Source organism: Streptomyces sp. NPDC006624 (assembly GCF_040611555.1).
Taxonomy (GTDB): domain Bacteria; phylum Actinomycetota; class Actinomycetes; order Streptomycetales; family Streptomycetaceae; genus Streptomyces.
In genome coordinates this window covers 196,803-205,763 of sequence record NZ_JBEXOM010000015.1, presented here as the reverse complement: position 1 = coordinate 205,763, position 8,961 = coordinate 196,803, and the positions used below count along the sequence as shown (strand labels likewise).

The following is an 8,961-nucleotide window of genomic DNA, read 5'->3' as shown; positions in this document are numbered from 1 at the left end:
TGCTACGACCCCGAGATCCACCGAGCCAGCAACAAGATCAAACAGGACCCGGACACGCCTCTGGCGGCATAGAGGTTGACTCAGGGAACTCACAGCGACTCCTTCGTCCGCACGGCGGCGGGCGCCGCAAGGTCTTCGGTGTGCTGGTCGGTCGGCTCGTTCCAGGGGAAGAGGACCCAGTCGAGGGTGTCCCACACCCAGGTGTCGGGGGTGAAGTCGGCCGCCCGGCTGCGGCACAGCACAGCGCTGCGCAGCTGGCCGGGGGCGAGGCGCTCGGTGAGGAAGGGCAGGACGGCCTTGAAGGTGGCGCCGGTGCCGCAAATGTCGTCGGCGACCAGGAGCCGCTGCCCGGACGCCAGTCGGCCGAGGGCATCGGCGGTCGTGGTGGGCAGCTGCACGCGGCCGGTGGCCTCCAGGTAGAGGTCGTCGGTGGTGTTGTGCCGGGCGGTGATCTCGATGGCCTCGACGCCGAAGTGCGTCGCCAGTTCCCGGGCGAGCGGGACGCCGCCGCGGGCGATGCCAATCACGGCGTCGGGGCGGGGCTCGTGGGCGGCGATCAGAGCGGCGGCCGTCTGGAAGGCCTCCTGGTCCAGGTTCCAGATGCGTTTGTGCTCGAAGACGCGCTGCACGGGCGCACTCTCGGTACGGGTGAGGGGCTGGGTCACGTGAGTCCTCCGAAGGGGGAAGGCAGTCGGGTCAGCGGGCGCGCTTGTCGCCGAAGGCGAAGATGTGCATCCGCTGGGTGAAGTGCCAGCCGCGGGCGGGGACGTGGTCGGCCAGCAGACGGGTCGTGGCCACGAGCCCCTCCGCGGTGGTGCCCTCCGGCATGACATAGATCGGGGCGAGCCCGAACTGCTCGGCGTAGGAGGCGATCTCGTCGAGCTCGTCGACGGTGCGGGTGACGAACTTGAAGATCGCCTGACCGCTCGCGGCGAAGGCGCGCAGCGCCACCGGGACGATGCGCTTGTGCTCGGCGACGCCGGAGTTGGCGAGCTTGGGCGAGACGTTGAACTGCACGCCGTCGATAAGGAGTTCCGGGAGGGGGGCGATGGTCCCGTTCGTCTCGAACTCGATGCGCTTGCCGCCGGCGAGGAGGCGCTGGACGAGGGGGACGAGCTTCTTCTGCTGCAGCAGCGGTTCACCGCCGGTGATCACGACCAGCTCGACATCCTGAGCGAGGGCCCAGGCAGCGAGGTCGTCGACGGTGCGCTTGTGGGACTCCTTCTTGATGTCGTAGTTGGCCCAGTCCCAGGTCTCCTTGGTGTCGCAGTAGCCACAGGTGAGGTTGCAGCGCGACAGGCGGATGAAGACGGCGGGCGTGCCGGCGCTCGGGCCCTCGCCCTGGAAGGTGGGCTGGGTGTCGCCGAAGGTGTAGGCGATGATCAGCTCGAACTCGTGGTCCGTGTCCAGCAGCAGGTTGGCAGTCACGCCGTCCTCCGGTTCGGGGTGTAGGTGGCCCAGGTCTTCTCGGTCTCGCTGACGCGCATCTGGATCAACCGCTCCGCGACGGCGGGGGTGAAGTGGGTGAGGAACCAGTGGGCGAGATGGCGGGCGAGCAGTTCCGAGGTCGGCTCGAAGTCGAGCACCTCGTTCAGGTTTCGGTGGTCGAGCGTGTCCTTGATGTACCGCGCGAGCGGCTCGAGGTCCTTGAAGTCGACGACGAATCCCGGTGGTACGAGTTCGTCCTCGGTGCAGGACAGGACCGCTTCGACGCGGTAGCCGTGCCCGTGCAGGCGGGCGCACACGTGGTCCGGCCCGAGGCTGGTGAGCTGGTGCGCAGCGTCGAAAGCGAATCGCTTGCTGATGGTGAAGGTCCCGTCCGGGGCCTGTTTCATGGTCGTCGTCCTCCGTGTCTCCATGCGGGGTGGGCGCTGGCGGGCTGGTGCGCGCGGCGGGGTCAGACCCTGGCCCTGCGCGCGCCTTGTCCCTCGGTCGATCCCTCTATCCCTGTGCGGATCTGGGCGTAGACCTCGTCGACCAGGGCGAGCTCGGTGGACGTGAGGGGTGGGCCGAGGCAGCGGAAGTTCTCGGTGATCTGGTCCTCGTGTGTGAAGCCGACGACTGCTGCGCCGTGGTCGGCCTTCTGCAGACATGACCGCAGAGCGAGCCGGGTCAAGACGCCGGGCGCGTCGCCAAAGTGGTCGCGGAGTGTGCGGAGGCCGGCAGAGATGGCCTCTAGCGCCCGCGGGGACAAGGCGCGGCCGCTCGGCGCTGAGCCAGAGGGACCGAGACGGGGCATGGCGCTGGGCAGTGTCTTGCCAGTGAGCAGTCCATGGGCCAGTGGCGCGGCGAGGATGACGCCGACTCTGTGGCGGGCGGTGAAGCCGAACAGGTCTTCGCCTTCCAGGGAGATCACCGGCGTGAGGGCGTTGAACCGGGTCCAGATGACATCCGGCTTGATGAGACGGAAGAGATAGAGAAAGCGCTCCGCGCACGCGCTGCGCTCGGCGAGTGTCGCTCCGTAGTGGATGTACGGGCCGCGCATGCCGATGGCCTTGATGTCTCCCAGTTCCTGCAATGTGCGCACCTGGTCGATGGCGCCGCCCAGGTAACGGTCCTGGGGGCCGAAGTCCCAGGAGTCGAGGGTGTAGATGTCGACCTGGTCGACGTACAGGTTGTCGCGGGTCTGCTGGAACTGTCGGTGGATGTTGCGGTCGGCGTAGGCGTGCGGTGCGGATCCGCGGATGCGTCCGACCTTGCTGCTCACGATCAGACGTTCATTGCGGTACTCGCGCAGGATCCGTTCGAGTATCCGTTCCGCTCGGCCGGCTCCGTAGGAGTCGGCCGTGTCCAGGAGGTTGGCGCCGAGCTCCACCGCACGGCGTAGGCCGTCGAGCAGTCGGCCGTCGTTGGAGGGGTTTCCCAGTTCTCGCTCATCCGTCATGCCTATGGATCCGGTGTTGACGCCCAGCGGATGAGCCCTCAGGCCTCGGCCGAGGTGCCGAGGTGTGAGGGTGTGTTCGCCCGTCACCGCGCACCTGCCGGACGGTCGAGGATGGCAGTGACCATCTTTCCGTCGGTGGCCGGCTCCACTTTCAGGCACCGGGTGAGGCAGTTGACGATGAGCAGACCGCGGCCGCTGGTGGCCTCGATGAGCGCCGCGGGGTCTTCGTTGGCCGGGGCCACGGTGAGCGCGTCGAAGTCGGCGCCGCGGTCGATCACGCCCATGGCCACGCCCCGCTCGTAGATCTCCAGGCGCATCCGGACCGCTCCAGGTGTGTGCTTCAGGGCATTGGTGACGACCTCGCTGGCGACGATGTCCAGGTCGTCCAGCAAGGCGTCATCGGCATCGCCATCCAGCGCGTCGTGGACTGCCGCGCGGGCCACGCGCTGCGGGGCGTCGAGGCCGGCGAGTTCGACGTTGCTGTGTCTCACCAGCTCTCCGAGGCTCCGGTCACGGATCAGCTCGGCGGTTGTTGAGGGCACCCTCGTCTCCTCGTGTTCGAGACGCCCTGGGGCGTGGCCACGATCGCGGCCTGCCTCAACGGTGGCGGAAGACGAGCGGCATCGGTACGCCAAACCGTCGCCACTTCTTCGCCACTTCGCGCCCCGCGACACGGAATTCCACTCCAGGAAAGAACAGCAAAACATGACAAATGAGAGTCCGGCTTGAGGCTGTCCCCCGCCCAAGTGGCGAAGAAGTGGCGACGGTTTGGCGTACCGATGCGAAGAGATCACCGTCATCGTGGAGATGGACCAGCACGTGGCCTCCCCGCGCACTTCTGGGCGGGGAGGCCACGCGCTGGCAGGGGCTTGCGATTCACCGCCGGCGCGCAGCTCACCGTTGTGCGCGTGCTCGCTTCCCGGCCGGGTGGCGAGAGGGCCAGCGCGCCCATCCCGGTGCTGAAACAGCTGTGCGGAAGACGCGCCCGGTCCGTCGTCGCCTGACGACCGCGGTGACCACCGGCCCCCACCGTCGCAACCCACGTCCCCTCGGAGTGACCGTGTTCCATGCTCTGCGCCGCCGCCGGTCGGCGGTTGCTGCCGTCGTGCAGACGGCGGCCCTACTGGCGAAGGACCCCACCGCGTTGCGGCGGGTCGCTTTCGAAGGCACCGCTCGCGCCCAGGCGGTGACCGCGTGACGCCCGCTACCGCGCAAAAGGGCCTGAACGAGGCGTGCGCCGCGCTACGGGGCTTCGTCAGGGAGCACCCGTACGGCAAGGCGCTGCCACCTGTTGAGGAACTGGCGCACCGTATAGGCCAGTCGGTGAAGGTGACCCGAGCTGTGCTGCGTGAGCTGGACGCGGACGGCGAGATCGCCGTACCGCGCCGCGGGGCGACTCGGCGCCTGCGCCCGAACGAGGCGCACCCGAAGGACAGGAAGTTCGTGCGGGAGATCCGTGACGGAATCCGCTCCGGGCGCTACCGGGCTGGCACACCACTGCCCGTCGGGCTGCTCGCCCATCGGCATGGCCTCGGCGCGCGTCGGATGGCGCGGGTGTGCCGGCCGCTTCTTGCCGACGGGCTGCTCGTGAACCGGAGCGAGCCCGGGGGTCTCCGCCTGTGTGTGGCCACCGGAGCACCAGGGGTGGACGGCAGTGCGGGGCGGATCGAGGACTACAGCCTGCTCGGCGACCAGAGGGGCTCTGCTCTGGTCCGCCTGGATGGCAGCATCGACTGGTTGTGCCTGCCGCGGTTCGACTCGGCTGCTGTCTTCACCCGTCTCCTCGGCACCTCCGAGCACGGCTTTTGGCAGATCGCTCCCGCCATCCTCCCGAATGGCGTCTCCGCGCCCGTCGCGGTCCGCCGGTACGTGGGTGACACGATGGTTCTGGAAACGGAGTGGACCACCGAGTCCGGCACGGTGAAGGTCACCGATTTCATGGTCCCGGGCGACGAAGCGCCGCAGGTCGTCCGCATTGTGACCGGGGTGCAGGGGCAGGTCACGATGCACTCGCTGCTTCGGGCCCGGCCCGGATATGGGCGCACCGTCCCCCGGCTCGAACGTGTCGACGACAAACGTCTCGCCGTCGTGCTCGGTGGGGACGGTGATGGGCGGCTCTGGCTCGACACCACCTGGCCCGTCCAGGTCAACGCCGGCGACATTCACACCGACTTCACCGTCGTCGAAGGAGAGCAGGTCTCGTTCGCGCTCTCGTGGCGGGAGGGCGCCGATAGCCCTCCGCCGCATCCGTCCCCCGATGCCCTGCTGAAGCACACCCTCGACCACTGGGAGGCGTGGGTGGCTCGCTGCACCTACACCGGCCCGGACCGGGTTACGGCAGTCCGCTCCCTGCTGACCCTTGCGGCTCTCATCTACAGCCCGACCGGGGCGATCGTGGCCGCGCCGACCACGTCACTGCCGGAGGAGCTCGGCGGCGTCCGCAACTGGGACTACCGCTACGCATGGCTGCGTGACGACGCGTTCATGGCCAGTATCCTCGCGCGCTTTGGGTACTTGGCCGAGGCTCTCGCCTGGAAAGACTGGCTGGTGCGTGCCTGCGCCGGCACCCCAGGCCGTCGGCAGATCATGTACGGGATCGGCGGTGAATCCGACCTGCGCGAGAAGGTGCTGCCCTGGCTCCCTGGATACGAGGGCTCGGCGCCGGTCCGGATCGGCAACGATGCAGCTGGCCAGCTCCAGATCGATGTCTACGGCGAGGTCGCCGACGCGCTCTACGAGATCGCACTCGCCTGCCCGGACGAGGCGCCCGGCATCGCCGCCATCATCGTGGAGCTCGTCACGGAGCTGGAGACGCTCTGGGACCAGCCTGACATGGGCATCTGGGAGATTCGTGGGCCGCGCCGCCGGTTCACGCACTCCGCCATCATGGCGTGGGTAGCCGTAGCCCGGGCCGTCCGGCTCATCGAACTCGGCTACGCCACCGGCCCGCTCGAGCGGTGGAAGGCGCTGCGCGAGACGATCCACCGTGAGGTGTGTGAGAACGGGTACGACGCCGAGCGGAACACCTTCACCCAGTACTGCGGGGGGAGCACGCTTGACGCGTCGCTCCTGCACGCCATGCTCAGCGGTTTCCTGCCCGCAGAGGACAAACGGGTCATTGGCACGGTCGAGGCGGTTCAGAACGAACTGAGCACCACCGGTGGGCTGGTGCTGCGGTACCGGACCGAGGGCGAAGGCGCCGGCATTGACGGGTTGGCCGGCGACGAGGGCTACTTCGTGATCTGCACCGGCTGGCTGGCCGAGTCGCTCGACAGGATTGGCCGCCATGAGGAGGCCGCCGCGGTCCGCGAGCGTCTGCTTTCACTGCGCAACGAGGTGGGCCTGCTCGCCGAGGAGTACGACCTGCGCGCCAAACGCCAGTTGGGGAACTTCCCTCAGGGCTTCAGCCACCTGGCCATCCTCCGTGTGGTGTTGATGTCGGGGCCCGTGTCCACCCGCCCAAATCGCATCGATCCGGCCCCCGTCTTGTCCGCCGGGACGGTGTCATGAACCGCCGCACCCCTTTCGCTCCAACGCCCACGGTGAGGGGGAGCCGGGTAGGTGAGGCAGGACACGGAAGCCGCTCACTACCGGAGTTCCGCCGCTGCGTCAAGAGGAAGCTGGGAAGTGGCGAACAAGTGGCGACACCGTCGCCCTTATGCGCAGCTGCAGAGCCCACGAGGAGAGATCGTCCGATTCGCGCCGTCTGTTCTGGCCTCCTGAGTCCGTCGATCACTGTCCGCGACTGCGAAGTGGCGAAGAAGTGGCGGCAGTTTGGCGTATCGGTGGCACGCGAAACGCATCACGCTGGATTCACGATCATTCCGCCTGTCGAACCGTCCACGTTGCCGCTGATGGAGTTCCGATGATCCTGGCCACTCGCCTTCCCTGGCACGTCCAGTTCGCGGAAAGCCCCCGGCCGCGAGCGGAAGCTGCTACGGGCGTTGACGTCGTTGTCACCGCGCTGCGCGTGGGGATGCCCGCACTCGAGGCACTGCGTTCCGAGGGTGAGCCCGTAGGTCCGGTGCTCTGCTGCCCAGCCCACGGATCCATGTTCATCCCCGTGGAGGCCGGCACCAGCCACCGCTGGGGCGCCGCGCATTCCCAGTGCTTGCGGGACTCTTGGGTCTGCGGCGCGGCGTACGGGTCGGGATGGTCCCGGTGTCCCCGTCGGTTCTGGTTACTGCCGTACGAGACGTCGTTTCCCACCACCTCGCCCGGCAGCCTCCACCAGCAACTCAGTGCTAGCCGTGCTCAGTTGAGGATGGTGGCCGCGTGAGGAAGGATCCGCGTGTTTCTCACTCTGCCGCTCGTGGTCGTCCTCGGCGTCGTCGTGGTGCTGCTCGTCAGGAAGTCAGGGCTCAGGCCCTCGCACGCGGTGGCCGCCGTGCTGCTCGGGTTCTACCTGCACGACTCCACGCTGGCCCCCACCATCAGCGAAGCCGTCCAGGGCGTTGCGGACGTCATCGGCGGCATCTCTCCCTAGACCGGTCGTCGGGGCGGGTGCGCACCCCCGAGCGTGAAGGCCTCCCCCCGTGGCCGCAGCGCTCGGTGAGGCCCGTCCCGGCGGCCTTCCTCCCGCAGGGTGCCCGCCAGCCGTGCCACCGCGGCTTCTGCACCCGCCATGCCCCCGCACCTGAAGGACTGTCATGAATCTCTTCCCGCACGTTGTGGCCGAGATAGCGCTGGGTGGTGGACTCACCGCTGTCTCCGGCGCGCTCGTCCTCCAGACCCGCGGTAAGCGTCAGGCAATCCGGGACCGCCTGGCTGCGGAGGAGCGCGCCACCAAGGCCGACGCGGCGACGGACCAGAAAGTGGGCGAGGTCCGACGGCAGGCGGCCGCCGAGCAAGAGGCGCTGCAGGAGCAGCTCACCACGAACTGGAGCTGGTACGAGGCCCTCCGTGAAGAGTTCCACCACCTGGTGGAGCAGCGTTTGCCGGCGGTGGTAGATGCGGAGGCCCGGCGACACCCGGGTGTCTTGGTCCCCGGCTTGGCCAGCGAGATGTTGTCCGGTACCGAGTTCGACAAGCTCCACCAGGCGGTCGTGGAGATGGTGCGCGAGGCCGTGGCCGTGACCCATGAGGGCATCGGCCGCTCGGCCCGGGCCGGCGTCCGCGGAACCGCGGACGAAGTCCAGACCTTCCTGACCAAGCTGCAGATGAAGATCGATGAGGAGCTGGGCAAGCACTCGCAAGCCAGCACCTACCACCAGAGCCTGATCGAGATCGACCACTTCGCTACGCGAGCCCTGCACATGGTCCAGCGCCTGCGGATTCTCGCCGGTTCATGGCCCGGCACTCAGCGAGCGAACGCCACCTTCCGCGAGATCATCGAGAGCGCGCGCGGACGCATCGGCCCGTACGACCGGGTGAACTACACCTACCTGCCCGACGTCGGCGAGCAGTATGTCGAGGGCCGGGTCGTCGAGCCCATCGCTGTCGCCCTCGCCGAGCTGATGATCAACGCGACCACCTACTCCAGCGACGAGGTGACGGTCTACGTCCAGCGGGTCCAGGCCGGCTATCGCATCGTCGTGGAGGACACGGGCCTGGGCATGAACCCGTACCAACTCGCCCACGCCGAACGGCTTCTGTCCCACAAGGTTCTGCTGGACGCGGCGGGCCTCGAGGACGAGCGCAAGCTCGGGTTCGCCGTCATCGGGCGTCTCTCCTACGACTACAAGTTCCGCGTCGACGTGGGTGCCCCCTCGGCGAGCGGTGGGGTCAAGGCCGCACTCCTGGTCCCCAGCGCCCTGATGGGCGAGCCCCCGAGGACGGCAGAGCCCGAACAGGCACCGGTCGCGCCCAGCGCACCCCTTGCAGCGCTCGCGGCCCCAGCACCCGGACCTTCCGCGTCTGCGCCGGCGGAGGCCACGACGCGCCCGGCGTCGCGAACCACAGTCTCGGGCCTGCCCAAACGCACGCCACAACACCTGATGCCCGCGCCTCAAGGGCCCACCCAAGAGGCGCTGACCGATTCCGCCGACCCTGATGCCCTGACCGCGGGCTTCGACAGCCTGCATCAGGCCTTCCGCACGGGCTATGAGGCCACCGATACCGAACCCGAAGGACTGTGA

The 8,961-nt window shown here is 68.4% G+C and carries 8 protein-coding genes; 3 read left to right on the top strand and 5 right to left on the bottom strand.

The window, feature by feature from the left end:
• Window positions 1-89: 89 nt before the first annotated feature.
• From ABZY20_RS26085 to ABZY20_RS26065, 5 genes are all read right to left on the bottom strand, one after another.
• Window positions 90-665: a phosphoribosyltransferase family protein gene (locus tag ABZY20_RS26085; protein ID WP_356444163.1), complete on the bottom strand. Its 576-nt coding sequence runs from the start codon at window positions 663-665 to the stop codon at window positions 90-92.
• Between the two features lie 31 nt (window positions 666-696).
• Complete coding sequence (locus ABZY20_RS26080; protein ID WP_356444161.1) at window positions 697-1,428, bottom strand: 7-carboxy-7-deazaguanine synthase QueE; 732 nt, start codon at window positions 1,426-1,428, stop codon at window positions 697-699.
• Window positions 1,425-1,835 carry a 6-carboxytetrahydropterin synthase gene (locus ABZY20_RS26075; protein ID WP_007490666.1) on the bottom strand — a complete coding sequence of 137 codons (411 nt, stop codon included), beginning with the start codon at window positions 1,833-1,835 and terminating at the stop codon, window positions 1,425-1,427. The genes ABZY20_RS26080 and ABZY20_RS26075 overlap by 4 nt, the downstream gene beginning before the upstream one ends.
• 62 nt (window positions 1,836-1,897) lie before the next feature.
• The gene (locus ABZY20_RS26070; RefSeq protein ID WP_078508332.1) at window positions 1,898-2,884 is read right to left on the bottom strand and encodes an aldo/keto reductase; all 987 of its coding nucleotides are present in this window, start codon (window positions 2,882-2,884) and stop codon (window positions 1,898-1,900) included.
• An 83-nt stretch (window positions 2,885-2,967) separates the two neighbouring features.
• Window positions 2,968-3,426 (bottom strand): ATP-binding protein, encoded by a 459-nt coding sequence (locus ABZY20_RS26065; RefSeq protein WP_356444158.1) that lies wholly within the window; start codon window positions 3,424-3,426, stop codon window positions 2,968-2,970.
• A 799-nt stretch (window positions 3,427-4,225) separates the two neighbouring features.
• Here ABZY20_RS26065 and ABZY20_RS26060 point away from each other — a divergent pair.
• The 3 genes from ABZY20_RS26060 (at window position 4,226) to ABZY20_RS26050 (ending at window position 8,961) form a co-directional block, all read left to right on the top strand.
• Window positions 4,226-6,394: a glycoside hydrolase family 15 protein gene (locus ABZY20_RS26060; protein ID WP_356444173.1), complete on the top strand. Its 2,169-nt coding sequence runs from the start codon at window positions 4,226-4,228 to the stop codon at window positions 6,392-6,394.
• Window positions 6,395-7,175: 781 nt separating this feature from the next.
• Window positions 7,176-7,370 carry a hypothetical protein gene (locus ABZY20_RS26055; RefSeq protein ID WP_007490656.1) on the top strand — a complete coding sequence of 65 codons (195 nt, stop codon included), beginning with the start codon at window positions 7,176-7,178 and terminating at the stop codon, window positions 7,368-7,370.
• A gap of 163 nt (window positions 7,371-7,533) precedes the next feature.
• Window positions 7,534-8,961: a histidine kinase gene (locus tag ABZY20_RS26050; protein WP_356444156.1), complete on the top strand. Its 1,428-nt coding sequence runs from the start codon at window positions 7,534-7,536 to the stop codon at window positions 8,959-8,961.